Origin of the sequence: Citrobacter sp. Cpo037 (assembly GCF_030332945.1) — a bacterium.
Taxonomy (GTDB): domain Bacteria; phylum Pseudomonadota; class Gammaproteobacteria; order Enterobacterales; family Enterobacteriaceae; genus Citrobacter; species Citrobacter portucalensis.
On the sequence record NZ_JAOWGW010000080.1, the window covers coordinates 251,209 to 273,663 of the forward strand.

Below are 22,455 nucleotides of genomic sequence, written 5' to 3' on the forward strand. Positions count from 1 at the left end.
TTAATAAACATGTTATTCATCAAAGTCGTAAGTCATGATGACTTTAATCGCGGTTTTATCGACCATGGCGTCAAACCCTTCGCGCCATTGCGACAGGCCGATACGGTGAGTGATCATCGGTTTAACGTTGATTGCGCCGCTGGCCAGCAGGCGTATAGCATTGCGCCAGGATGTGGAATCGTAGGCCATATGGCCAATGATGCTTTTATTCCACGCGGTGATATCGTTGATGGAGAAATCGAGAGGTTTAAAGCCCATACCGACGCGAACGACTTCACCATTCGGGCGCAGCATTTCGATCGATTGTTTTAGGGCGATATTGGCACCAGAGCATTCGATGACCAGCCCCAGATTGTCTTTACCGCAGATTTCCTGGCAGCGTGCAACCACATCTTCGGTCGAACCGTTAACGACAGCTGTCGCACCCAGCTCTTTGGCGATCGGGAAGCGTACGGCAACATCCTCTTCCAGCCCGACCATCACAATATTAACGGCCCCCATAATGCGCGCCATTTGAACGGAAAAGAGTCCTAATGGACCGGTACCAAAGACCACCACATCCTGGCCTGGAAGAAATTTGGATTGCTGAGCGATAGATTTGTAGGCATTGCATATAGGATCCAGTACAGCCGCCTCTTCATAATCTACCCCTGCCGGGATTTCCCACAGAGCATGGCGGTGAATTTTGAGTATTTCCCCAGGGACCAGACAATATTTAGAAAACCCACCGCCCCAGGTATTGTTGTCCAGACCTAAATTCACCTTTTCTGTACAACAAAGAAAATCGCCCTGTTCACAGGCCGGACAAACGCCGCAAACGTGCCCGCTGTTGTCAGACACAACTCGCTGTCCCACCTTCCAGTCCTTAACCTTGTCGCCAACCTGCACAATTTGACCCGCAAATTCATGACCACGAATCGAATTAAACTGCTCGGATCCACTGTCGACATTGTAGTGTTTCATGTCAGCGCCGCAGATAGCAGCAGCCTTAATTTCAATCACAACGTCATCCGGACCACATACCGGTTCCGGAACATCAATCATCTTGTAGCCGCCAAAGGCCTTGCCAAATCTTGCCAGTGCTTTCATGGAATTTTCCTTTGTGTTTAGTTTTGCATCAGTGACCATCATACTTATCCATATAATTTTTGAGGTCAACACCAAATCTTTAAAACACAGATTTTGATCTGCATTTCACAACCAAGATCACAAATAAATGCAAAGTTGAACTGAAACCCAAGTGAACGTGGCTGCCGCTTCGCTAAAATGGCGTGAACCCCTTCGCATTTTTCCTGTTATGAAACTGTTAACCTGTGGGTGCTGTTTTTTTCGCCACGCCATTTCCGTGGCGTGTTTGCTTGTTTAAATGTCAAAGAGGAACACCGATGAAACTATTGCCTTTGTTGGCAGCACTACCCCTGCTTTGCGCCAGCGTTGTTTCCGCCAGTTCACTGATGTCTGTTGGCTACTTTAATGGTGGCGGCGACGTCACTGCCGGTCCCGGTGGCGACATCAATAAACTGGATGTTCGCCAGATAACCCATCTCAACTATTCGTTTGGCCTTGTCTATAACAACGAAAAAGACGAGACCAATGACGCCTTAAAAGACGCCAGCAAACTGCATCAGATTTGGCTTTCACAGAAAGTGCAGGATGATTTGCTGAAAATTCCACAGCTGCGTAAACAAAATCCAAACCTGAAAGTTTTGCTTTCCGTCGGCGGTTGGGGTGCGCGTGGATTCTCTGGCGCGGCAGCAACGAAGGAAACACGCGCAGTGTTTATTCAGTCTGCGCAGGAGATAATTGCGAAATATGGTCTGGATGGCATCGATCTCGACTGGGAATATCCGGTTAACGGCGCCTGGGGACTGGTCGAAAGCCAACCGGCTGACCGCGCTAACTTCACCGCGCTATTAACAGAGCTGCGCGCCGCATTGGGGCATAAAAAACTGCTGACCATCGCCGTGGGCGCAAATGCAGAAAGTCCGAAAAGCTGGGTGGATGTCAAAGCCATTGCACCATCGCTCGACTACATCAACCTGATGACCTACGACATGGCTTACGGCACCCAATATTTCAACTCGAACCTGTATGATTCGACGCAATGGCCGACGGTCGCCGCAGCGGATAAGTACAGCGCCGATTTTGTGGTCAATAACTATCTCGCCGCCGGTCTGAAACCGAGTCAAATGAATCTGGGCATTGGCTTTTATGGCCGCGTACCAAAACGCGCCGTTGAGCCAGGTATTGACTGGAGCAAACCTGACGCGCAGAAAAACCCGGCTACCCAGCCCTATTTCGAGTCAGCTCAAATTGAGTTGTTCAAATCACTGGGCATCGACCTGAGCAAAGATACCTACGTGAAGTACAACGATATTGTGGCGAAGTTGATTAACGATCCGCAAAAACGCTTTAGCCAACATTGGGATGATGAAGCGAAAGTGCCGTGGCTGTCGGTACAGTCTGCGGATGGAAAAAAACTCTTTGCCCTCTCCTATGAAAACCCGCGTTCAGTGGCGATCAAAGCCGACTACATCAAAAGCAAAGGGTTGGCAGGCGCCATGTTCTGGGAGTACGGCGCAGATGACAATAATCAGTTGGCGAAGCAGTTAGCCGATTCGTTAGGCATCAAACACTGATCCCAACACCTGACACAATAGGTTATGATTAGCGCATTCCGCTGCGCCAGCTTTTGGCGCAGCTCTTCATTTCTACTGGAGGCATGAGCTTTATGGCTTTTATCCCTAAAAATTACGCCCGTCTGGAAGTCGGTTACCGGGAAAAGGCGCTTAAACTCTTTCCCTGGGTCTGCGGACGCTGTTCCCGTGAGTTCGTGTATTCAAATTTGCGCGAGTTGACGGTACACCATATCGATCACGATCACTCGAATAACCCGGAAGATGGTAGCAACTGGGAAATGTTGTGCCTGTACTGCCACGATCACGAGCATTCCAAATATACGGAAGCGGACCAGTATGGTTCAACGGTGGTTGCAGGAGAAGATGCGCAAAAGGCCGTAGGCGAAGCGAAATACAACCCATTCGCCGATCTGAAGGCGATGATGAACAAGAAATAATATCAACTGCAGGCCCGACACAGATGTTTGCCGGGCCTGGGTAATTAGGATTTAAACGTCGCAATCGGTTCTGGCGTAATACCAAACTCAACCTTCAACTGCTGCTTGCTCTTCATAACCATCTCACCATTGGTATCAATCGTCATATGCTGTGCGTCAATATTGTTTCGCGCCTGCCATAACATCACCAGCTGTAAGCTATTCTCTTTTTGTTCTGCCGTTAGCGCTACGCCATCCGGCCATTTCCCTAGCTCAACGGCAGTCGATAAGCGCTGATAAACTTCCGGCGTCATGCTGTTGATCATCTCATCAAGATTCATGTTAAATCCACTCTCCGTAGAATAATTTGCTGAATCGTTTCTTCAACCCTTGGTTTGCTCACCGTTTTCACCATCGGTGAAGTTCAAAGACGCTGAGTTAACGCAGTACCGTTCACCGGTAGGTTTCGGACCATCCGGGAAGACGTGTCCCAGGTGCGCATCACAGTTTCCACAGCGGATTTCAATGCGCTGCATGCCGTGTGACGTATCTTTTATGTAACGGATAGCCTCATCGCTGACAGGCTCGTAAAAGCTGGGCCAGCCGCAGCCAGAGTCATATTTTGTCTCGGAACGAAATAGCGGATTGTCGCAGATCAAACAGTGATAGATGCCGTCACGTTTGTTATGTAGCAAACGTCCGGTAAATGGCGGTTCTGTCCCGTGATTCTGCGTTACGTAGAACTGCATTTCGGTTAAATTTTTTTTCAGTTCTTCTGGAGAAGGTTGATTAGCCATTTGCTCACATCTCGCTTTATCTAAACTCACATCGCGAGACAGATTCTAACAAAACATTAACACCGGAGTGCGAACTTTTGTTCTAAACTTGATCCTTGCGAAATGGCAGCCTGCAATTCGTGATCAGAATCACGTTTTTATCTTGATTGCCCTTTAAAATTCGGGCCGCCGACCCCATGTGGTTTCAAGCCCAAAGGAAGAGTGAGGCGAGTCAGTTGCGCAAAGCTTAGGCAGCAGATTGATTTGTCGCAATGATTGACACGATTCCGCTTGACGCTGCGTAAGGTTTTTGTAATTTTACAGGCAACCTTTTATTCACTAACAAATAGCTGGTGGAATATATGACTATCAAAGTAGGTATCAACGGTTTTGGCCGTATCGGTCGCATTGTTTTCCGTGCTGCTCAAGAACGCTCTGACATCGAGATCGTTGCAATCAACGACCTGTTAGACGCTGACTACATGGCTTACATGCTGAAATATGACTCCACTCACGGCCGTTTCAACGGTACCGTTGAAGTGAAAGACGGTCATCTGATCGTAAACGGTAAAAAAATCCGTGTTACCGCTGAACGTGATCCGGCTAACCTGAAATGGGACGAAGTTGGTGTTGACGTAGTAGCTGAAGCTACTGGCCTGTTCCTGACAGATGAAACCGCTCGTAAGCACATCACTGCTGGCGCGAAAAAAGTGGTTCTGACTGGTCCGTCCAAAGATAACACTCCGATGTTTGTTAAAGGCGCTAACTTTGACAAATACGAAGGTCAGGACATCGTTTCTAACGCTTCCTGCACCACTAACTGCCTGGCTCCGCTGGCTAAAGTTATCAACGACAACTTCGGCATCATCGAAGGTCTGATGACTACTGTTCACGCGACCACCGCTACTCAGAAAACCGTTGATGGCCCGTCTCACAAAGACTGGCGCGGCGGCCGCGGCGCATCCCAGAACATCATCCCGTCCTCTACCGGTGCAGCTAAAGCTGTAGGTAAAGTACTGCCAGAACTGAACGGCAAACTGACTGGTATGGCGTTCCGCGTTCCTACCCCGAACGTATCCGTTGTTGACCTGACTGTTCGTCTGGAAAAAGCTGCTTCTTACGAAGAAATTAAGAAAGCAATCAAAGCTGCTTCCGAAGGCCCGATGAAAGGCGTTCTGGGTTACACCGAAGACGACGTAGTATCTACCGATTTCAACGGTGAAGTTTGCACTTCCGTGTTCGATGCTAAAGCTGGTATCGCACTGAACGACAACTTCGTGAAACTGGTATCCTGGTACGACAACGAAACCGGCTACTCCAACAAAGTTCTGGACCTGATTGCACACATCTCCAAATAAGTTGAGATGAAACAGTAATCTGTAAGAGCGACTCAAGTCGCTCTTTTTTTTGCCTGAAGAAAGGATTGCGTAATGATTAATAAAATTTTTGCACTTCCGGTAATCGAACAAATTACCCCTGTTCTCTCCCGCCGTCAGCTTGATGAGCTTGAGGTTCTTGTTGTCGATCACCCACAGGTTAAAGCTTCTTTCGCACTGCAGGGCGCACATCTTCTTTCCTGGAAACCAAATGGTGAAGAGGAAGTCCTGTGGCTAAGTAATAATACCCCGTTTAAAACCGGCGTAGCGCTGCGTGGCGGCGTACCAATTTGCTGGCCGTGGTTTGGTCCGGCTGCTCAGCAGGGCCTGCCTTCGCATGGTTTTGCCCGCAATCTGCCATGGACGCTGAAAGCTCACAACGAAGACGACAATGGCGTGGTGCTGACGTTTGAACTGCAGAGCAACGCTGAAACGCGTCAGCTTTGGCCACACGAGTTTTGCCTACTGGCCCGCTTCAAAGTGGGAGCCACCTGTGAGATGGAGCTGGAAGCTCATGGTGAGTTTGAAACCACCTCGGCACTGCATACCTATTTCAACGTTGGTGACATTGCGGCAGTGAAAGTCAGTGGTCTTGGCGATCGCCTGATCGATAAAGTGAATGATGCTAAAGAAGATGTGCTGGCTGATGGTATCCAGACCTTCCCGGACCGCACCGATCGCGTTTATCTGAATCCGGAAGCGTGTAGCGTGATTCATGATGATGCTTTGAATCGCAATATCGACGTTGTCCATCACCACCACCTGAATGTCGTTGGCTGGAACCCTGGCCCGGCGCTGTCCGTCAGCATGGGCGACATGCCGGATGATGGCTACAAAACGTTTGTTTGTGTAGAAACGGCTTACGCGACCGCTCCGCAGAAAAGCACCGAAGAAAAACCATCTCGCCTCGCGCAGACTATTCGTGTAGCTAAACGCTAACACAGCTCTGCGCACCGTGCCGGATGCGGCTAACGCCTTATCCGGCCTACAAACTACACGCAGCCGTAGGCCTGATAAGCACAGCGCATCAGGCAGTTCCGCGCACCGTGCCGGATGCGGCTAACGCCTTATCCGGCCTACAAACTACACGCAGCCGTAGGTCTGATAAGCACAGCGCATCAGGCAGTTCCGCGCACCGTGCCGGATGCTGCCAACGCCTTATCCGGTCTACAAACTACACGCAGCCGTAGGCCTGATAAGCACAGCGCAACAGGCAGTTCCGCGCACCGTGCCGGATGTGGCTAACGCCTTATCCGGCCTATAAACTACACGCAGCCGTAGGCCTGATAAGCTGTGGGAACATCGGCATTTGGCAAATCAGGCCATATCCAGCGCGGTTTTACCTTTTGGCGCCGGATACGCCTTATCTAACTGCTTCAACTCATCTACAGAGAGCGTTATCTCCAGCGCGGCGGCATTTTGTTCGACATGCGCTACGCTTGCGGCTTTCGGAATTGCTATTACACCCGACTGGCGAATCACCCATGCCAGCAAAATCTGCGCAGCGCTAACATTGTGCGCGTGCGCGATGTCATTCACCACAGAGTTAGAAAGCAAATCGCCACGCAGTCGTCCCGCCTGGGCCAGCGGACTGTATGCCATGACCGGCATCTGCTGCTGCTGGCACCACGGCAGTAAATCATATTCAATACCGCGCGAGGCTAAATGATAAAGCACCTGATTAGTTGCACACTCTCGTCCACCGGGTACCTGCCATAACGCCTGCATATCATCATAATCGAGATTTGAGACGCCCCAACGGCGGATTTTCCCCTGCGCAATCAGTGTTTCCATGGCATCGACGGTCTCTGCAAATGAAAAATCGCCCATCCAGTGCAGCAAATAGAGATCCAGATAATCAGTTTTCAGTCGACGCAGGCTCGCTTCGCAGGCGGCAATGGCTTTCTGTCCGCCGGCATTCCATGGGTAAACTTTCGAGACTAAAAAAGCGCTATCACGCCGCCCCGTTAATGCTTCACCCACTACCTCCTCCGCTGCACCATCAGCGTACATTTCTGCGGTATCAATCAATCGCAGGCCTAGATCCAGTCCGGCCTGCAGCGCAGACACTTCATCCCGGCGTCGGCTTGGATCCTCGCCCATGTACCATGTTCCCTGCCCAATAGCAGGAAGCGATACCTGGTTTGTAAACGTCACCTGTTTCGCTGTCATCGCACCCTCCTGTGTTAATGCACCACAGTAAAGCAAAACAACGCGCATGTGTCCTGTTAGGGTGCACAAATTGCACCATCATGGATTGGAAACCGATCGTTAAGGCGAGCGAAATAAAAAGCCCGGGAACAGCAGATGTTCCCGGGCCGAAATAATACAAAATCTTAACTACGAAGTGGTTATTTTAACCGACCTAGATATTTTCCCTCTTTCATGGCGTTGATTTTTCCGTTTTTATAGACGATGACGGAAATCAAACCTGCGCTATAAGACTGAGCTTCTGCACTATTCTCATCATTTGCCGCAGGTTTGCCATTAATATAAGCAATGCCATCAGCACCACGTTTAAAGTCCACTCCAAGTTTATTCACATGCACGGGCGTGATTTTACTGGCGTGTACCGGAGCATTCGCGTCACTGACCATGGTTTTATGTTCATGCTGTAACTGCTGGCGGTAAGCCTCGCTAATGGCATACGCAGGTGCAGCAGAGGAAGCCACCAACGCAGCGATAATAATTAATTTTTTCATACGTTACACCTTAATACTTATCGTGTTTGTGGTGATGGCTGGAATTAGTATCATTTGTGCCATACACGTTTTGCGCGTTTTCCATAGCCTGTTTTTCAGCGGCAGCATTGATTGTCGCCTGACGGTTTTGCTCCGCAACATAACAGGCATCACGGCTCACACCCTTACTTTCGCAAGCATTCATGCGTGAAGCCTCGGTGGAACAACCAGCCAGAATCCCGCCCATCACAGCTATCATGATTAACTTTTTCATTATATATACCAGGTTTATTCTCAAAAAATCCACATGGCGTATTATATTTAATGCCATGAAGAGTTGCTGTCGCTACTTTAAAGTTTACTTAATATCTGCAATGGAATATTTAATGTCAATTTTAATTTTTTCAGATAAACACCTAAAGATGTAAAATTAAAATCAATCGATTAATTTTTGTTTTTTTCACATGAAAGCTAACTTTCGCCATGAGATAAACATGCTAAAAGAGTTATCAATAATTTTCATTGCGCTTAACAATAAGAAAATTACGCTTACCTCGATCGTAAATTTTAGTATTATCAACGCATTGAATAGCTACAAACCATTACTTCATGACAATGATTTGCTAAACCATCACGACTTTATTTCGTTCAAAAATGAATAGATAACAGGCTAATAAAATAGCAAGTATATTTTTAGTAACAGCGACAGGAATAATACGTTAAAAATTCGTTGTAGCCTGACAGAATGCCAAAACAGCACAAAAAATCAAATTTCATGTTTTAGATCAATATTCATCTCCGTCAAGCACAAAAAAGCCCGCACTGATGCGGGCTAGTGTTTGACGCGCATTAGTATCAGAACTTGTAGGTTACACCCACCGAGAAGATGCCAGACCAGGACTTATCGACCATCGGGCTGTCTTTCACTTCATCACTCAAACGCACATAACGGCCAGTGCCGTATACGTTCCAGTTGCCAAGGAAGTTATAGCTCGCGGTCAACTCCAGGTACGGATCCCATCCATCGTCAGCGTTGTAGCTTTTCAGACCACTGCGGCGAGACTCGTGATTGGACACGCCATAATAATAGTCGTTGTAGTTTTCGCTGCTGTACTGCACACCGATACCCGGCGTCAGAGTCAGCCCACCATTAGTGTAACGGTAGAGCCAGGCCAGATCCCAGATAAAGCCGTTGCTGTTATCCAGAGTATCACCCGCCAGTGCAGTACGCAGGAAACCATACTGGGTGTTATGTACATACGAGAGGCCAGCCATCATGCTGCTTTTACGCTTGTCGAGTTGGCGCAAAGCATGGCTATCGCTATCACCTGGCTTGAAATGCGTCGGATCATAGTACGCCATGATGGAAAGCTTATCTGTCGTGTCATTCCACAAATAGTAACCGCCACCCAAGCCGTGGAACCACACATTATCGCCTTCATAGGTGACAACCGGAACAGGGTAAACATCGCGGTCATACTGTTTGTATGGGCTGTTAATCACGCCGACACCCGCGCCAACAGTCCACTGGCTTTCAGCCTGTGCGGTGCTAACTGCGGTTGCGGCAAGGACGCTAAGTGCCAGAAGTTTGAGTTTGGTCACAATCCATAATTCCTTATTCAAATGTGTAGCGGTCAAAGTGTAACCGCCAATACGCTTCAGCCCAACTATTTTACGTATTCGCCCCAGAATGTAACCCCCTAATTTCTCAGCGAGTGATGACATTTTGCTTGCAGGACGATGAACACCGCATGAATCCCGCTCCAATTCTTTACATAAGATGTGCTTTTTTTGCTGATGAGTTATTGATATGCCATTGAAATTCATTTGCGCACACAGGCAAGTTTTGCAAATGCCATCTACGCTTAATTTTAGAAGGTGTATCACCGAATACGTTGATCTCCTGACCACTAAAATGGCATGAGAGTTGCTTATTTCCTCAGCAGCGACGTCGTTCAGTTTACCTCTTCAGGGGCCTCTACTATTCATATGAACGGCTCTTAACATGTGCTAAAAAACGAAAGGACGGCATACCATGAATATATTCGATCACTATCGCCAGCGTTATGAAGCTGCCAAGGACGAAGAGTTCACGCTGCAGGAGTTTCTTACCACTTGTCGGCAAGATCGCAGTGCTTATGCCAACGCGGCAGAGCGGCTATTAATGGCTATTGGTGAGCCTGTCATGGTCGACACTGCCCACGAACCTCGACTTTCTCGACTCTTTTCGAATCGGGTAATTGCACGCTATCCCGCCTTTGAAGAGTTTTACGGCATGGAAGACGCCATTGAGCAAATTGTTTCTTATTTGAAACATGCGGCTCAGGGTCTGGAAGAGAAGAAGCAGATTCTGTATCTGCTGGGGCCTGTGGGAGGGGGGAAATCATCTCTTGCTGAGCGGCTGAAGTCGCTGATGCAGAGAGTACCAATTTATGTCCTGAGTGCCAATGGCGAACGTAGCCCGGTCAACGATCATCCGTTATGCCTGTTTAATCCGCAGGAGGACGCGCAGATCCTGGAAAAAGAGTATGGGATCCCGCGTCGCTATCTCGGTACGATCATGTCGCCCTGGGCTGCGAAACGTCTGCATGATTTTGGCGGGGATATTACAAAATTCCGCGTCGTCAAAGTCTGGCCGTCTATTCTGGAGCAGATCGCTATCGCCAAAACAGAGCCTGGTGATGAAAACAACCAGGATATTTCTGCGCTGGTCGGGAAAGTGGATATTCGTAAACTCGAACACCACGCCCAGAACGATCCTGATGCCTACGGTTATTCGGGGGCACTGTGCCGCTCAAACCAGGGGATTATGGAATTCGTTGAGATGTTTAAAGCACCGATTAAAGTGCTGCATCCTCTGCTGACCGCCACCCAGGAAGGAAACTACAACGGGACAGAAGGTATCTCTGCCCTGCCGTTTAACGGGATTATTCTTGCCCACTCGAACGAGTCCGAATGGGTAACGTTCCGTAATAACAAAAACAATGAGGCGTTCCTTGACCGTGTTTACATCGTCAAAGTGCCTTATTGCCTGCGGATCTCTGAAGAGATCAAAATTTACGAAAAACTGCTTAACCACAGTGAGCTGACCCATGCGCCTTGCGCACCGGGCACGCTGGAAACGCTCTCTCGCTTTACCATTCTTTCTCGCCTGAAAGAACCTGAGAACTCGAGCATTTATTCGAAGATGCGCGTTTACGATGGCGAAAGCCTGAAAGATACCGATCCGAAAGCGAAATCCTATCAGGAGTATCGGGATTACGCCGGGGTTGATGAGGGAATGAACGGTCTGTCCACGCGTTTCGCGTTTAAGATCCTCTCTCGCGTCTTTAACTTTGACCATGCCGAAGTGGCAGCTAACCCGGTACATCTGTTTTACGTACTGGAGCAGCAAATCGAACGTGAACAGTTCCCGCAGGAGCAAGCTGAGCGTTATCTTGAGTTCCTGAAAGGCTATTTGATCCCGAAATATGCTGAATTCATCGGCAAAGAGATCCAGACGGCTTATCTCGAATCCTATTCCGAATACGGACAGAACATTTTCGACCGTTATGTCACTTATGCGGATTTCTGGATTCAGGATCAGGAGTATCGCGACCCGGATACCGGTCAGCTGTTTGACCGCGAGTCACTGAACTCAGAACTGGAGAAAATTGAGAAGCCGGCGGGTATCAGTAACCCGAAAGATTTCCGTAACGAGATCGTCAACTTTGTTCTGCGTGCCAGAGCGAATAACAGCGGTCGCAATCCAAACTGGACCAGTTACGAAAAACTACGCACGGTTATTGAGAAGAAAATGTTCTCCAATACCGAGGAGTTGCTGCCGGTCATTTCGTTCAATGCTAAAACCTCGACTGACGAGCAGAAAAAACACGACGATTTTGTCGACCGTATGATGGAAAAAGGCTACACGCGTAAACAGGTGCGTTTACTGTGCGAATGGTATTTGCGCGTACGTAAATCGTCTTAACATAAGTGCCCGGTGGCGCATGCCTTACCGGGCTTGCAAAACAATGTTCCGTAGGCCGGATAGCGCCAGCGCCATCCGGCACTTACAGACATGGCGAACAGTTGGCAGTACGGGGGGCTTATGACCTGGTTTATTGACCGGCGTCTTAACGGCAAAAACAAGAGCACGGTAAACCGCCAGCGCTTCTTACGCCGTTATAAATCGCAAATTAAACAGTCGATCTCCGAGGCCATTAACAAGCGTTCGGTGACTGATGTGGATAGCGGCGAATCTGTCTCTATTCCGACTGATGATATTAGCGAACCAATGTTTCATCAGGGACGTGGTGGTCTGCGCCATCGCGTGCATCCGGGTAACGACCATTTTGTGCAGAATGATCGCATTGAACGCCCACAGGGCGGCGGTGGCGGTTCAGGAAGCGGACAAGGCCAGGCCAGTCAGGATGGTGAGGGTCAGGATGAGTTCGTCTTTCAGATCTCTAAAGATGAATATCTCGATCTGTTGTTCGAAGATTTAGCACTTCCTAACCTGAAGCAGAATCAGCAGCGTCAGTTAACGGAGTACAAAACGCACCGGGCAGGTTTTACCTCTAACGGTGTGCCTGCCAACATCAGCGTGGTGCGATCCCTGCAAAACTCACTGGCGCGCCGCACGGCGATGACAGCAGGTAAGCGTCGCGAACTGCATGCTCTCGAAGCGGATCTGGAAACCATCGCGAAAAGCGAACCAGCGCAGTTGCTGGAAGAGGAACGGTTACGCAAAGAGATTGCCGAACTACGGGCAAAAATCGAACGCGTGCCATTTATCGACACCTTTGATTTACGCTACAAGAATTATGAAAAACGCCCCGACCCTTCCAGCCAGGCGGTGATGTTCTGCCTGATGGACGTCTCTGGTTCAATGGATCAGTCGACCAAAGATATGGCTAAACGTTTTTATATCCTGCTGTATTTGTTCTTAAGCCGGACCTATAAGAACGTGGAGGTGGTTTATATTCGCCACCATACCCAGGCGAAAGAAGTGGATGAGCACGAGTTCTTTTACTCTCAGGAAACCGGGGGAACCATTGTCTCCAGTGCGCTGAAGTTAATGGATGAAGTGGTGAAAGATCGCTACAACCCTGCCCAATGGAACATCTATGCTGCACAGGCATCGGACGGTGATAACTGGGCTGATGATTCACCGCTATGTCATGAGATTTTGGCGAAAAAACTGCTGCCAGTGGTACGCTATTACAGCTATATCGAAATCACTCGCCGCGCTCACCAAACCTTGTGGCGTGAATACGAACATCTGCAATCAACTTTTGATAACTTTGCGATGCAACATATTCGCGATCAGGATGATATTTACCCGGTATTCCGCGAACTGTTTCATAAACAAAGTACGACCAGCAATAGTTAATCACCTAAAAAAATCAGCCAGAGGTTATCTTCTCTGGCTGATTTTTTACGGGTGCTGATTTTTCATCTTATCAATATTCATCCGTTTATCCTTTTTATTTTCCCTTTACAGAGCAGCAGGCAATGTAATTGAGTTGATGACGTTGCGAACGGAAGAAGCGAAACATTTTCAGGAAACGACGACGATTTTCGCTCGTGCGTAAGCCGTTAAACACAATTTTTACCGCCCCCGTAAGCCCTTCATCACGAACTAATCCGCGCGGCGACATCAGCGACATGTTGCCATTCTGTTGCAGGACCTGTTCGAACCCGCAGTTAAGAAATAAATCACGCCAGCCTTGTCTGGTCATTGGACTAACGTTTGATTTCACCACATCGACAAGCTGGCCCTGATCGCCCGCGCCCAGTTTCTGGGCGGTGAACATAATGTCGTGGGTGAGCAGACGCCCACCGGGCTTCAACACGCGATAATATTCGGCAATTAACTTCGCCTTCGCTTTATCGGCATACATTGTCAGCATGGCTTCGTTAATCACAACATCGAAACTGTTATCCGCAAAAGGAAGAGTGTTGGCGTTAGCAGCCATCACATGAATATGATTTTCCAGACCATTTGCCGCTACGTTATTCCTTGCATTTGACAGTGCGGTTTTATCCATATCAATGGCGTATACGGTACAGCCATAGCGTTGAACTAACTCTATCGCCGTCGTGGCCATGTTGCACGCCACTTCAAGTACCTGGCTGCCGGGCGTCAGCTGTGACTGGCTAAACAACCATTCGGTTGCTTCAACGCCGCCCGGACGCAGACGGGTTTTGCCCAGGCTGGCTAAAAATGTATGACCCGCTTTTTCAGTCGCGCACATTGGCCTGTCTCCTTTCTATAAGTTGCATTATAAATACAACATTAAGAGTTAAAGGTGAAGCGCGCGAATGATTTTTATTACAAAATGTCCTTGCCCGTAGCGTTAGAGCGGATGTATGCCCTGTGATAGACTGAAGTATCAGACTTACAGGGCTGTAAATCATTATGAAATTGCATCATAAAGCGCTCAGGATCTTTATCTCCGTCAGCGTAATTGTTTTGACATCTTCTTTTTTGGTTTATGAGCTCATTGCCAGCGATAAAGCAATGAATGCGTACATGCGCTATATCAATGAGAAAGCCGACTCCTCGTTTCTCTATGATAAGTACACAAATCAGAGCATCGCAGCCCATCTGATGCGCACATTTTCGTCCCCTCAGGGGCCTGCTTCTCTCGAACAGCAAAAAGCACTTTGCAACGCTTTCGACAGCGTTAACGGCACTCATGGGCTCAATCTCACTAAGCGAAACTATCTGCCATTACACGGTACGTTGCAGACCACCTCAACAAAATGTAGCGAACAACTTGATGACATTTTTCTGCTGCCCTCTTTTGACCGGGCGGTCAATGTTAATCGCCAGCAGAAAGATTACGGTCAGGGATTAGGGACGCTGGAGTATAAATTTCGATATTACGTCGATCTTAAAAATAACTACGTCTATTTCTATGACCTGATCGACTCGCGGAAATTTGCGATACACAACTGGTCGTTTTTGCAAAAAGGCACGCTGGGAATCGACCAGAATGATATTGACGGTATTTTTACTGGCCGCACGGTGATCTCCAGTATTTATGAAGATAACCTGACCGAGAAAAAGGTGATGAGCTTTTTAACACCGGTTTACTACGCCAATAAGCTAAAAGGCGTGGTGATGGTGGATATTAACAAAGAGAATTTACAGAATATTTTCTATACCAGCGACCGCCCTCTCGTCTGGCGTTATCTTAACGTAACCGTCTCTGATACCAGTTCAGGTAAAGAGATCCTCGTTCATAAAAGTGAAACCGATCTGTTCCGCTATGTTCACTATGAGAAGGACATACCTGGCGGTATACGTATCACCCTCTCACTTGATGTTATGTACTTTATTGTCTCGTCCTGGAAGATATTCGCGTTCTATCTACTGGCAACGATATTGCTGTTGAATATGGTCAGAACGCATTTTCGTTTGTATCACAACGTCACACGGGAAAATGTCAGTGACGCGATGACCGGGCTCTACAACCGTAAAATTTTAACGCCAGCGCTTGAGCAGCGTTTGCAACAGTTGGTGAACACGGGAACGCTCGTGACCTTTATCGCCATTGATTGCGACAAACTAAAAGTTATTAATGATACGTTGGGGCATAAGGAAGGCGATCGCATTATCACCCTCCTGGCCAAAGCTATTCAAACGTCCATTCGCAAAAGTGACTATGCCATCCGCCTCGGTGGCGATGAGTTTTGCATTATCCTCATCGATCACCCCAGTGAATTAACGCCCCGCCTGCTGGAGAGGATTCGCTATAACTTACAAATTATTGCGCAAGATAGATCAATCAGCTTCTCTGTAGGAATTTATAATATGCAGCCAAACGACACCATTGATGATGCCTACAAAGCATCTGATGCACAGCTCTACCTGAACAAACAGAAAAAACGCACCGATGCGTAATCATTTTTCTGACAGGATTTTCATTGTTGTACCAGGAGTAAGTCATGACGGAAGTAAACAAAGGTAACGCAACGCACCAGCGTTTAATCTCCCTGTTGTCAGAACACGGTGCGACCTACCGCGTAGTCAGCCATGAAGCCGTAGGCAAATGTGAAGCTGTCTCTGAAATTCGCGGTACCGCACTGGGTCAGGGTGCAAAAGCGCTGGTCTGCAAAGTAAAAGGCAACGGCGTCAATCAGCATGTTCTGGCGATCCTCTCTGCCGATCAGCAGGCGGACCTGAGCCTGTTGGCCAGCCATATTGGCGGGTTGAGAGCGTCACTTGCCAGCCCGGCGGAGGTAGATGAACTAACAGGCTGCGTATTTGGTGCTATCCCACCGTTCAGTTTTCATCCGAATCTCAAGCTGGTCGCCGACCCGCTGTTGTTTGAGCGTTTTAATGAAATTGCGTTCAATGCCGGAATGCTGGAAAAATCCGTGATCATGGATACCGCAGATTACCTGCGCATCGCGAAACCGGAATTAATCCCGTTCCGCAGAGCACAATAACTGCCCAAGTTAGCAGTAAAAAACATCGCTTCGTGCGTTAGCCCAAAAAAAATCATAATCATTAAAAAAAGCCTGTTCCGTCACGCGTTTACGCGTACAGTAAGCAGGCTTATTTTTTCTTTTGGCAAGGAAACTACGATGTTTGATGTCACTCTGCTGATCCTGCTCGGACTGGCAGCTCTGGGCTTTGTCAGCCACAACACCACAGTCGCTGTTTCAATTCTGGTGCTGATTATTGTCCGTGTTACCCCTCTGAATACCTTCTTTCCCTGGATTGAAAAACAGGGCCTGACCGTCGGGATTATAATTCTGACCATTGGCGTCATGGCGCCGATCGCCAGCGGAACGCTACCGCCCTCCACGCTCATCCACTCCTTTGTGAACTGGAAATCACTGGTTGCTATTGCCGTTGGGGTATTTGTCTCCTGGCTTGGCGGACGCGGCGTTACGCTAATGGGCAGCCAGCCTCAGCTTGTTGCTGGTTTACTGGTGGGCACGGTACTGGGTGTGGCGCTGTTTCGCGGTGTGCCAGTGGGGCCGCTTATTGCGGCAGGTCTGGTCTCATTGATTGTTGGGAAGCAGTAGCCAGCCCGTTCAGATAACGGCCTGGTGTCTGTCCCAGGCCTTTTTTGAACATAGTGATAAATGCCGTGGTCGAATCGTACCCGAGCATTTGCGCGACCTGTTGTACATTGCGACCATCAATTAACGCCTGCAGCGCCAGAATCAGCTGGAGCTGGTGACGCCAGCGGCGAAAACTCAACCCCGTTTCTTTGACGACCAGGCGAGCAAGGTTACGTTCACTCATCGCAAATACGCTGGCCCATTGTCCCAACGTCTGCCATTGTGCAGGCTCTCTCGCCATCGTTGCGACCATTCTGCGAATTTTCGGGTGATCGGAAACCGGCAACTGCATTTGCTCCTGGGGTTGCTGCGGCAGTTCATCAAACAACACCTGCGTCAGCCGCTGGGTTGCCGGCTCCAGCCGTTGGGCATCCGTTTTGGATGCCAGCGCCAGAATAAGCTCCCGGCACAACGGAGCAATTTTCAGCGTGCAGCAACGATCGGGCATCACGACGGCCTGCGGCTCAATAAACAAAAAGCATAATTGTGCGCCAACGGTAACGTGGTTGCTGTGTGGAATTTCACCGGGGATCCACACCGCATATTGCGGGGGCACCATCCACATAGCATTTTCAACCTCACAAGTGATCGCGCCATGCAACGCCAGAATCAACTGGCCTTTACGGTGCTGATGCAGCGGACTAAAAAGTTCATCTTCCCGGGCCTGAATACAAAACGCCACGGCCGCATCGTGGTGAAGATCCGGTTCATATCCATCCAGCCTCAGTCCTAACATAAAAATGTCCGATTTAAGCGATAAACTGTCATTTTAGCTTGATTCATCCATTGAGTAAAAACGCTAAGGTATCGCCTCGCCTGACGATATGAGAAAAAAATGACAAATATTCCGTCCTCCCGCGGCAAGAACGCAGCGTTGCTGATCGCGGGGATCCTGATGATTGCCACCACATTGCGCGTCACCTTTACCGGAGCTGCCCCGTTGCTGGATGCAATTCGCGCCGACTACGGACTGAGCACTGCCCAGACGGGGCTTCTGACCACCCTGCCACTGCTGGCTTTCGCACTGGTTTCACCTCTGGCTGCCGCCGTTGCGCGCCGTTGGGGTATCGAACGCAGCTTGTGTGTCGCTATGCTACTGATTTGCGCTGGTATTGCGATACGTTCGCTGCCCTCACCAGGGTTCCTGTTTAGCGGCACCGCGATCATTGGTTGCGGAATCGCCTTGGGCAATGTGCTTTTACCCGGACTGATTAAGCGTGATTTTGCTCAGCATGTGGCGAAGCTCACTGGCGCATACTCGCTGACCATGGGCGCGGCAGCGGCACTGGGTTCCGCCATTGTGGTACCGCTGGCGTTGAACGGGTTTGGCTGGCGCGGTGCGCTGATGGTACTGATGGCCTTTCCGCTACTGGCGCTGATTATCTGGTTACCCCAATGCCGCCAGACGGCCAATGCCAGCTTGAGCAACTCGCGCGCGCTGCATTCCCGCGCGATCTGGCGCTCCAGCCTCGCCTGGCAGGTGACGCTGTTTCTGGGGATCAATTCGCTTATCTACTACGTCATCATCGGCTGGCTGCCCGCTATTTTGATCAGTCACGGCTACAGCGAGTCGCAGGCCGGTTCACTGCATGGTTTACTGCAGCTGGCGACCGCCGCGCCGGGATTATTGATTCCTCTCGTCCTGAACAGATTTAAGGATCAGCGCGCCATCGCCGCTCTGGTTTCATTAATGTGCGCCGTCGGCGCGGCGGGATTCGCCATAATGCCCGACCAGGCATTGCTATGGACCATCCTGTTTGGCTTTGGCTCGGGCGCGACGATGATCCTCGGCTTGACCTTTATTGGCCTGCGCGCAAGCTCAGCGCATCAGGCTGCTGCCCTCTCCGGCATGGCACAGTCTGTCGGATATTTACTGGCGGCCTGCGGACCACCACTGATGGGGAAAATTCACGACCTCAACGATAGCTGGCTGATTCCTCTTGGCGGGGTCGCCGTGTTAGCGATGCTGATGGCGGTATTTGGTTTGTGCGCGGGGCGCAATCGGGAGATCGCGAGCGCATAATGCACAGGGCAGGTTCGTGAACAACCTGCCCGTTTTTTTATCCGCGCGCGGCGCGCAGCATCGCCTGAACTAACGGCACGGGTTTTCCCGCCAGCGCTCCGCGTTCATGTTGAAAGAGCGTGCCAACATAAAATGGATGCGTCACCAGCTCAATGGCACGAATATCACCAACCTCATCCCAACCGGTCACCCGAAGATCGCCGCTTTCAAGCTCGGCGGCAAAATCCTCCGATACGCCATAGTTGCAGTGATATCCCTCGGTGATAACATCCCGCCCGTAGGCTTTGGCAATCAGCGTATTGGCCCGCAGCTCAATATCATCCGTTTTTTCTACCAGCGAGCAGGTCAATGGTGCTATCACCATTCGACCCGTGGTGTCCATCTCGGCGTGGCCGGCATCGCTCCAGCCCAGCACGTTGCGGGCGTACTCCAGAATCGCATGCTGAAAGCCGCCGCAGGTACCCAGGAATGGGATGCTGTTTTCACGCGCGTAGCGTATCGCTATCAGCGCCCCTTCAAGATGGCGATATGGACTGCCTGGAACGACCCAGATGGCATCATAGCCAATCAAGTCCTCACTGCTGTTGATATCAGATGTAGTTAGCCAGTCGTAATCAGCCACTAATTCCAGAACGGCGGCAGCATCATCGATAGCAAGGGGAATAGCCTGGTGCGCCACAATATCGGGGCTGTAATCACCCACCAGCGCAATGCGAAGCGTATCTTTAATTGGGGAAATTTCCATTAAGCTTTCCTTGTGTCCTGACAATAAGGGACAGCATAAGGAGCCTCAGCCTACCGACTTTTTAGTGGTATCACAATCCCTTAAATTGGGAGTCAGGACAGGCAAAATGCTATAATGGTCACGTTTTACGATCTTATTTAACCGTAATAAAGTTGATGATAAATACCTGAGCGGTAGCTGAAAGGAGCGGATGAAGAGATGAAGATTCAGTGTAAACGTGTGTATGACCCGGCAGAAAAAAGTGATGGTTACCGCGTGTTGGTCGACCGGTTGTGGCCACGCGGGATAAAAAAGACTGACCTTGCTTTCAACGAATGGAACAAAACGCTGACGCCATCCTCTGAATTGCGCAAAGCATTCCACGCAGAACTGATCGATTTTTCACACTTTTCCGAGCAATATCGCGCAGAGCTGGCCCAACAGCAGCAGGAAGGAAAGCGCCTCGCAGAGATTGCCCGACAGCAAACCTTAACGCTACTGTATGCAGCGAAAAATACCCAGCAAAACCACGCACTGGTGCTCGCTGAGTGGCTACGTCAATGCTGACCGCGTATTACTTGGCCGTTGCCGGATGATCTCTACGCCAGAGTGACCATTCATCAATTACTTCCCCGTTGGGTAGTTTGCAGTCAGACTTAACACCTTGCGGAGTCTGCACCGCAATCAACGAGCCGCCCTTTTGTTCGCAATACACCGATGCTGGATTCGCCATGCCAACTTTCGGTGGCACAGGCGCTTCCGGTTCCGTGGTACATCCCGCCAGCACCAGCAAGCCGGGCAAAAAAATAGATGCCAGTTTCATATTTACTCCTGTTAAAAACCTTATCCTGGCAGGTTACCCCGACTTTCCATCTATCTCCATGTTTTCCTGTCAGCTATCCATTTTATGTTTACATTCTGAGCTGGATGGCGTGTTTCATCTTTCACCTCGATGTTCTATCATGCGGGCAACGTCAGCCCAATCATTACTCAGGAGCATTTCACCTCATGTCGGACATGATCCTTGCCAGAGTCTCACAATCCTTAGCTACGGAGCAGTCAGTTGAGAGTCTGGTTCGCCAACTTCTGGAGATGCTGGAGATGGTGACTGAGATGGAATCAACCTACCTGACCAAGGTCGATCTGGATGCCCGTCTGCAGCATATTCTGTATGCGCGTAATAGCCGCCAAATGCAGATCCCCGAAGGGCTATCCGTGCCGTGGGATGAAACGCTGTGCAAACGCGCGATTGAGGAAAACTGTCTGTACAGTGACAACGTGCCCGCACGCTGGCCGGAATGTACCGCTGCTCGCGCACTGGACATCACCACCTTTCTAAGTACTCCCGTTCATCTTCCGGACGGAACGTTTTACGGTACACTCTGCGCTACCAGCCGCCGTCAGCAGGCACTGAGCCAACGTGGAGAACAAGTATTACATCTGTTTGCCGGTCTGATCGCCCAGTCGATTCAAAAAGAGTCGCTGGTTGCTCAGTTACGTGAAGCGAACGCCGCGCTGATTGCTCACTCCTACACCGATGCCCTGACAGGGTTACCGAACCGGCGCGCAATTTTTGAAAATTTGGAGACCCTTTTTTCGCTTGCCCGCCACCTCAGGCAGAAGATAGTTGTTGCCTATATCGATTTGGATGATTTCAAACTGATTAATGACCGCTTTGGCCACGAGGTTGGTGACCAGTTCCTGATCCAGATTGGGCAGCGCCTGCTCCGTGAATGTAGTGATAATGACATTCTCGGTCGACTGGGCGGTGACGAATTTTTAGTCGTTCGCCTGTCAGCGGAAGATGAACTTGATCAGCTTATGCGTCTGCAGCAGGTGAAAAATCAGCTGCAACAGCAGATTTGCGGTGACTACCACCTGGGTGATATTCATCTGTATTATCCTGGTGCCAGTCTGGGTGTGGTGGAAATTGATCCGCTGGAGACTGATGTAAACTGTGCGCTTCATCTTGCAGACAGCGCAATGTATCAGGATAAAAAGCGTCAGGATAAAACCCCTTTTGTCGTACATTAAGCCCTGCTATGCTGGCTCGTCTTTAAATAACTCTGGTAGATAATCGTATGCGACTCGGTATTATTTTCCCTGTCATTATTTTCATTTCCGCTGTCGTTTTCTTATCCTGGTTTTTTATTGGCGGCTACGCTGCGCCGGGAGCATAACGATGAAAAAAACAACGATTATTATGATTGGCGTGGCGATCATCGTGGTTCTGGGCACGGAACTGGGGTGGTGGTAACCAAAATAAAGGCCACTTATCAGTGGCCTTTATTGTCTGTATGTTTACTTAGCTTTTGATTTTTCTGTAGATAAACAACACCACAATCGCACCGATAACCGCTACGACGAAACTGCCGAAGTTGAAACCATCAACTTTACCAAAACCAAAGAAGGTACTGATCCAGCCACCCACTACCGCACCGACAACCCCTAAGATAATGGTCATAAAGAATCCGCCGCCATCTTTACCCGGCATAATCCATTTTGCCAAAATCCCAGCGATAAGACCGAAAACCACCCATGAAATAATGCCCATAATTTTCCTCACTTATGTTTTTAAATTAACGATTCACTCGTTGTATAAAAGCATAGCATAGCGCTGAAAAATTAAAATTTGTGATCGTCATCACTTCATATTTTCATCTTTTTCCGATGTTTCATAAGGTTATGACTGCTGACCGGTAGGCTAAATTTTTGCCGCTCCTCGTCATTAATGTCGAATCGTCAGTCATTATG

The 22,455-nt window shown here is 49.3% G+C and carries 25 protein-coding genes and 1 pseudogene; 14 read left to right on the plus strand and 12 right to left on the minus strand.

The window, feature by feature from the left end; translation table 11 throughout:
- Positions 1 to 12: 12 nt before the first annotated feature.
- On the minus strand, positions 13 to 1,089 hold the full coding sequence (locus tag OGX94_RS22230) for a zinc-binding dehydrogenase (protein WP_003832481.1): 1,077 nt from the start codon (positions 1,087 to 1,089) through the stop codon (positions 13 to 15).
- A gap of 296 nt (positions 1,090 to 1,385) precedes the next feature.
- Between OGX94_RS22230 and chiD the strand changes: the two genes are divergently transcribed.
- Complete coding sequence (gene chiD / locus OGX94_RS22235) at positions 1,386 to 2,639, plus strand: chitinase ChiD (protein WP_126318376.1); 1,254 nt, start codon at positions 1,386 to 1,388, stop codon at positions 2,637 to 2,639.
- Positions 2,640 to 2,731: 92 nt separating this feature from the next.
- Entirely contained in the window at positions 2,732 to 3,076 is a 345-nt protein-coding gene (gene yajD / locus OGX94_RS22240; RefSeq protein WP_003832478.1) for an HNH nuclease YajD, read from the plus strand.
- Positions 3,077 to 3,120: 44 nt separating this feature from the next.
- Here the strand turns inward: yajD and OGX94_RS22245 are convergent, their stop codons facing one another.
- Positions 3,121 to 3,396: a YeaC family protein gene (locus OGX94_RS22245; RefSeq protein ID WP_003030693.1), complete on the minus strand. Its 276-nt coding sequence runs from the start codon at positions 3,394 to 3,396 to the stop codon at positions 3,121 to 3,123.
- Positions 3,397 to 3,438: 42 nt separating this feature from the next.
- Positions 3,439 to 3,852, minus strand: coding sequence for a peptide-methionine (R)-S-oxide reductase MsrB (msrB, locus tag OGX94_RS22250; protein WP_003832475.1), 414 nt, complete (start codon positions 3,850 to 3,852; stop codon positions 3,439 to 3,441).
- 341 nt (positions 3,853 to 4,193) lie between these two features.
- Here msrB and gapA point away from each other — a divergent pair, with 341 nt between their 5' ends.
- The gene (gene gapA / locus OGX94_RS22255; RefSeq protein ID WP_003030697.1) at positions 4,194 to 5,189 is read left to right on the plus strand and encodes a glyceraldehyde-3-phosphate dehydrogenase; all 996 of its coding nucleotides are present in this window, start codon (positions 4,194 to 4,196) and stop codon (positions 5,187 to 5,189) included.
- A gap of 72 nt (positions 5,190 to 5,261) precedes the next feature.
- On the plus strand, positions 5,262 to 6,146 hold the full coding sequence (locus OGX94_RS22260; RefSeq protein WP_003832473.1) for a D-hexose-6-phosphate mutarotase: 885 nt from the start codon (positions 5,262 to 5,264) through the stop codon (positions 6,144 to 6,146).
- A 378-nt stretch (positions 6,147 to 6,524) separates the two neighbouring features.
- Here OGX94_RS22260 and OGX94_RS22265 read toward each other — a convergent pair whose 3' ends face one another.
- The 4 genes from OGX94_RS22265 to OGX94_RS22280 all read right to left on the minus strand — a co-directional run bounded on the left by OGX94_RS22265 (position 6,525) and on the right by OGX94_RS22280 (position 9,490).
- Entirely contained in the window at positions 6,525 to 7,379 is an 855-nt protein-coding gene (locus OGX94_RS22265) for an aldo/keto reductase (protein WP_257661658.1), read from the minus strand.
- A 179-nt stretch (positions 7,380 to 7,558) separates the two neighbouring features.
- Positions 7,559 to 7,909 (minus strand): hypothetical protein, encoded by a 351-nt coding sequence (locus OGX94_RS22270; protein WP_003832469.1) that lies wholly within the window; start codon positions 7,907 to 7,909, stop codon positions 7,559 to 7,561.
- Between the two features lie 10 nt (positions 7,910 to 7,919).
- Entirely contained in the window at positions 7,920 to 8,162 is a 243-nt protein-coding gene (locus OGX94_RS22275; RefSeq protein WP_032934433.1) for a hypothetical protein, read from the minus strand.
- Positions 8,163 to 8,743: 581 nt separating this feature from the next.
- Complete coding sequence (locus OGX94_RS22280; protein WP_063941476.1) at positions 8,744 to 9,490, minus strand: MipA/OmpV family protein; 747 nt, start codon at positions 9,488 to 9,490, stop codon at positions 8,744 to 8,746.
- Between the two features lie 433 nt (positions 9,491 to 9,923).
- On the opposite strand from OGX94_RS22280, the gene yeaG reads away from it, so the two are divergent.
- Entirely contained in the window at positions 9,924 to 11,858 is a 1,935-nt protein-coding gene (gene yeaG, locus OGX94_RS22285; RefSeq protein WP_003030707.1) for a protein kinase YeaG, read from the plus strand.
- A 120-nt stretch (positions 11,859 to 11,978) separates the two neighbouring features.
- Positions 11,979 to 13,262: a YeaH/YhbH family protein gene (locus tag OGX94_RS22290; protein WP_003832459.1), complete on the plus strand. Its 1,284-nt coding sequence runs from the start codon at positions 11,979 to 11,981 to the stop codon at positions 13,260 to 13,262.
- A gap of 94 nt (positions 13,263 to 13,356) precedes the next feature.
- Here the strand turns inward: OGX94_RS22290 and OGX94_RS22295 are convergent, their stop codons facing one another.
- On the minus strand, positions 13,357 to 14,127 hold the full coding sequence (locus tag OGX94_RS22295; RefSeq protein WP_257661657.1) for a class I SAM-dependent methyltransferase: 771 nt from the start codon (positions 14,125 to 14,127) through the stop codon (positions 13,357 to 13,359).
- A 164-nt stretch (positions 14,128 to 14,291) separates the two neighbouring features.
- Between OGX94_RS22295 and dgcJ the strand changes: the two genes are divergently transcribed.
- The 3 genes from dgcJ to OGX94_RS22310 all read left to right on the plus strand — a co-directional run bounded on the left by dgcJ (position 14,292) and on the right by OGX94_RS22310 (position 16,915).
- Complete coding sequence (dgcJ, locus tag OGX94_RS22300) at positions 14,292 to 15,782, plus strand: diguanylate cyclase DgcJ (protein WP_257661656.1); 1,491 nt, start codon at positions 14,292 to 14,294, stop codon at positions 15,780 to 15,782.
- 44 nt (positions 15,783 to 15,826) lie between these two features.
- Positions 15,827 to 16,330 (plus strand): YbaK/prolyl-tRNA synthetase associated domain-containing protein, encoded by a 504-nt coding sequence (locus OGX94_RS22305; RefSeq protein WP_126318388.1) that lies wholly within the window; start codon positions 15,827 to 15,829, stop codon positions 16,328 to 16,330.
- Positions 16,331 to 16,468: 138 nt separating this feature from the next.
- Positions 16,469 to 16,915, plus strand: a complete 447-nt coding sequence (locus OGX94_RS22310; RefSeq protein ID WP_003832453.1) for a DUF441 domain-containing protein — start codon at positions 16,469 to 16,471, stop codon at positions 16,913 to 16,915.
- On the opposite strand, the pseudogene OGX94_RS22315 reads toward OGX94_RS22310, so the two are convergent.
- A pseudogene (locus OGX94_RS22315) lies at positions 16,892 to 17,690 on the minus strand (AraC family transcriptional regulator). The gene OGX94_RS22310 and the pseudogene OGX94_RS22315 overlap by 24 nt on opposite strands.
- A gap of 99 nt (positions 17,691 to 17,789) precedes the next feature.
- Here OGX94_RS22315 and OGX94_RS22320 point away from each other — a divergent pair.
- A complete protein-coding gene (locus OGX94_RS22320; RefSeq protein ID WP_193133928.1) occupies positions 17,790 to 18,977 on the plus strand; it encodes a CynX/NimT family MFS transporter in 1,188 nt (395 codons plus the stop codon).
- A 37-nt stretch (positions 18,978 to 19,014) separates the two neighbouring features.
- Here OGX94_RS22320 and OGX94_RS22325 read toward each other — a convergent pair whose 3' ends face one another.
- Positions 19,015 to 19,722: a CTP synthase C-terminal region-related (seleno)protein gene (locus OGX94_RS22325; RefSeq protein ID WP_149335795.1), complete on the minus strand. Its 708-nt coding sequence runs from the start codon at positions 19,720 to 19,722 to the stop codon at positions 19,015 to 19,017.
- A gap of 198 nt (positions 19,723 to 19,920) precedes the next feature.
- On the opposite strand from OGX94_RS22325, the gene OGX94_RS22330 reads away from it, so the two are divergent.
- Positions 19,921 to 20,268, plus strand: coding sequence for a DUF488 domain-containing protein (locus OGX94_RS22330; RefSeq protein ID WP_003832445.1), 348 nt, complete (start codon positions 19,921 to 19,923; stop codon positions 20,266 to 20,268).
- Positions 20,269 to 20,275: 7 nt separating this feature from the next.
- On the opposite strand, the gene OGX94_RS22335 is transcribed toward OGX94_RS22330, so the two are convergent.
- Positions 20,276 to 20,524, minus strand: coding sequence for a putative hemolysin (locus OGX94_RS22335; RefSeq protein WP_003832443.1), 249 nt, complete (start codon positions 20,522 to 20,524; stop codon positions 20,276 to 20,278).
- A 185-nt stretch (positions 20,525 to 20,709) separates the two neighbouring features.
- Between OGX94_RS22335 and OGX94_RS22340 the strand changes: the two genes are divergently transcribed.
- From OGX94_RS22340 to yoaJ, 3 genes are read left to right on the plus strand one after another with little or no spacing between them, the layout of a single operon-like run.
- Positions 20,710 to 21,735 carry a sensor domain-containing diguanylate cyclase gene (locus OGX94_RS22340; RefSeq protein ID WP_003832442.1) on the plus strand — a complete coding sequence of 342 codons (1,026 nt, stop codon included), beginning with the start codon at positions 20,710 to 20,712 and terminating at the stop codon, positions 21,733 to 21,735.
- 47 nt (positions 21,736 to 21,782) lie between these two features.
- Positions 21,783 to 21,881, plus strand: a complete 99-nt coding sequence (locus tag OGX94_RS22345; RefSeq protein WP_032941789.1) for a YoaK family small membrane protein — start codon at positions 21,783 to 21,785, stop codon at positions 21,879 to 21,881.
- A gap of 2 nt (positions 21,882 to 21,883) precedes the next feature.
- Positions 21,884 to 21,958 carry a protein YoaJ gene (gene yoaJ, locus OGX94_RS22350; RefSeq protein ID WP_095533175.1) on the plus strand — a complete coding sequence of 25 codons (75 nt, stop codon included), beginning with the start codon at positions 21,884 to 21,886 and terminating at the stop codon, positions 21,956 to 21,958.
- Positions 21,959 to 22,006: 48 nt separating this feature from the next.
- On the opposite strand, the gene OGX94_RS22355 is transcribed toward yoaJ, so the two are convergent.
- Complete coding sequence (locus tag OGX94_RS22355) at positions 22,007 to 22,255, minus strand: GlsB/YeaQ/YmgE family stress response membrane protein (RefSeq protein WP_003832440.1); 249 nt, start codon at positions 22,253 to 22,255, stop codon at positions 22,007 to 22,009.
- Positions 22,256 to 22,455: the final 200 nt, after the last annotated feature.

Bases quoted from the DNA above. Each gene is read 5' to 3' on its own strand.
- OGX94_RS22230 (WP_003832481.1), bottom strand. From the start codon at position 1,089: ATGAAAGCACTGGCAAGATTTGGCAAGGCCTTTGGCGGCTACAAGATG.
- chiD (WP_126318376.1), top strand. From the start codon at position 1,386: ATGAAACTATTGCCTTTGTTGGCAGCACTACCCCTGCTTTGCGCCAGC.
- yajD (WP_003832478.1), top strand. From the start codon at position 2,732: ATGGCTTTTATCCCTAAAAATTACGCCCGTCTGGAAGTCGGTTACCGG.
- OGX94_RS22245 (WP_003030693.1), bottom strand. From the start codon at position 3,396: ATGAATCTTGATGAGATGATCAACAGCATGACGCCGGAAGTTTATCAG.
- msrB (WP_003832475.1), bottom strand. From the start codon at position 3,852: ATGGCTAATCAACCTTCTCCAGAAGAACTGAAAAAAAATTTAACCGAA.
- gapA (WP_003030697.1), top strand. From the start codon at position 4,194: ATGACTATCAAAGTAGGTATCAACGGTTTTGGCCGTATCGGTCGCATT.
- OGX94_RS22260 (WP_003832473.1), top strand. From the start codon at position 5,262: ATGATTAATAAAATTTTTGCACTTCCGGTAATCGAACAAATTACCCCT.
- OGX94_RS22265 (WP_257661658.1), bottom strand. From the start codon at position 7,379: ATGACAGCGAAACAGGTGACGTTTACAAACCAGGTATCGCTTCCTGCT.
- OGX94_RS22270 (WP_003832469.1), bottom strand. From the start codon at position 7,909: ATGAAAAAATTAATTATTATCGCTGCGTTGGTGGCTTCCTCTGCTGCA.
- OGX94_RS22275 (WP_032934433.1), bottom strand. From the start codon at position 8,162: ATGAAAAAGTTAATCATGATAGCTGTGATGGGCGGGATTCTGGCTGGT.
- yeaG (WP_003030707.1), top strand. From the start codon at position 9,924: ATGAATATATTCGATCACTATCGCCAGCGTTATGAAGCTGCCAAGGAC.
- OGX94_RS22290 (WP_003832459.1), top strand. From the start codon at position 11,979: ATGACCTGGTTTATTGACCGGCGTCTTAACGGCAAAAACAAGAGCACG.
- OGX94_RS22295 (WP_257661657.1), bottom strand. From the start codon at position 14,127: ATGTGCGCGACTGAAAAAGCGGGTCATACATTTTTAGCCAGCCTGGGC.
- dgcJ (WP_257661656.1), top strand. From the start codon at position 14,292: ATGAAATTGCATCATAAAGCGCTCAGGATCTTTATCTCCGTCAGCGTA.
- OGX94_RS22305 (WP_126318388.1), top strand. From the start codon at position 15,827: ATGACGGAAGTAAACAAAGGTAACGCAACGCACCAGCGTTTAATCTCC.
- OGX94_RS22310 (WP_003832453.1), top strand. From the start codon at position 16,469: ATGTTTGATGTCACTCTGCTGATCCTGCTCGGACTGGCAGCTCTGGGC.
- OGX94_RS22320 (WP_193133928.1), top strand. From the start codon at position 17,790: ATGACAAATATTCCGTCCTCCCGCGGCAAGAACGCAGCGTTGCTGATC.
- OGX94_RS22325 (WP_149335795.1), bottom strand. From the start codon at position 19,722: ATGGAAATTTCCCCAATTAAAGATACGCTTCGCATTGCGCTGGTGGGT.
- OGX94_RS22330 (WP_003832445.1), top strand. From the start codon at position 19,921: ATGAAGATTCAGTGTAAACGTGTGTATGACCCGGCAGAAAAAAGTGAT.
- OGX94_RS22335 (WP_003832443.1), bottom strand. From the start codon at position 20,524: ATGAAACTGGCATCTATTTTTTTGCCCGGCTTGCTGGTGCTGGCGGGA.
- OGX94_RS22340 (WP_003832442.1), top strand. From the start codon at position 20,710: ATGTCGGACATGATCCTTGCCAGAGTCTCACAATCCTTAGCTACGGAG.
- OGX94_RS22345 (WP_032941789.1), top strand. From the start codon at position 21,783: ATGCGACTCGGTATTATTTTCCCTGTCATTATTTTCATTTCCGCTGTC.
- OGX94_RS22355 (WP_003832440.1), bottom strand. From the start codon at position 22,255: ATGGGCATTATTTCATGGGTGGTTTTCGGTCTTATCGCTGGGATTTTG.